Consider the following 1,016-nt stretch of genomic DNA (forward strand, 5'->3'; position numbering starts at 1 on the left):
TGGCGGCGAAGCGAAGGCATACGACCAGATCGACGCGGCGCCGGAAGAAAAGGCACGTGGTATCACGATCAACACGGCGCACGTCGAGTACGAAACGGCTAACCGCCACTACGCACACGTCGACTGCCCGGGCCACGCTGACTATGTGAAGAACATGATCACGGGCGCAGCGCAGATGGACGGCGCGATCCTGGTGTGCTCGGCCGCTGACGGCCCGATGCCGCAAACGCGTGAGCACATCCTGCTGGCGCGTCAGGTTGGTGTTCCGTACATCATCGTGTTCCTGAACAAGTGCGACATGGTGGACGACGCCGAGCTGCTCGAGCTCGTCGAAATGGAAGTGCGCGAGCTTCTGTCGAAGTACGACTTCCCGGGCGACGACACGCCGATCATCAAGGGTTCGGCCAAGCTGGCGCTGGAAGGCGACAAGGGCGAGCTGGGCGAAGTGGCGATCATGAATCTGGCCGACGCGCTGGACACGTACATCCCGACGCCGGAGCGCGCAGTTGACGGTGCGTTCCTGATGCCGGTGGAAGACGTGTTCTCGATCTCGGGTCGCGGCACGGTGGTGACGGGGCGCGTCGAGCGTGGCGTGGTCAAGGTCGGCGAGGAAATCGAGATTGTCGGTATCAAGCCGACGGTGAAGACGACCTGCACGGGCGTGGAAATGTTCCGCAAGCTGCTCGACCAGGGTCAGGCAGGCGACAACGTGGGTATCCTGCTGCGTGGCACGAAGCGTGAAGACGTGGAGCGTGGCCAGGTTCTGGCGAAGCCGGGTTCGATCAACCCGCACACGCACTTCACGGCTGAAGTGTACGTGCTGAGCAAGGACGAAGGTGGCCGTCACACGCCGTTCTTCAACAACTATCGTCCGCAGTTCTACTTCCGTACGACGGACGTGACGGGCTCGATCGAGTTGCCGAAGGACAAGGAAATGGTCATGCCGGGCGACAACGTGTCGATCACGGTGAAGCTGATCAACCCGATCGCGATGGAAGAAGGTCTGCGTTTCGCAA

General features: G+C 61.7%; 1 protein-coding gene. It reads left to right on the plus strand.

All coding sequences use genetic code 11. The features are described 5' to 3' along the window. A partial coding sequence (tuf, locus tag ACFSNN_RS41285) for an elongation factor Tu (protein ID WP_377779230.1) occupies positions 1-1,016 on the plus strand: 1,016 nt, incomplete at both ends.

Origin of the sequence: Paraburkholderia dipogonis (genome assembly GCF_042680985.1) — a bacterium.
GTDB lineage: Bacteria > Pseudomonadota > Gammaproteobacteria > Burkholderiales > Burkholderiaceae > Paraburkholderia > Paraburkholderia phytofirmans.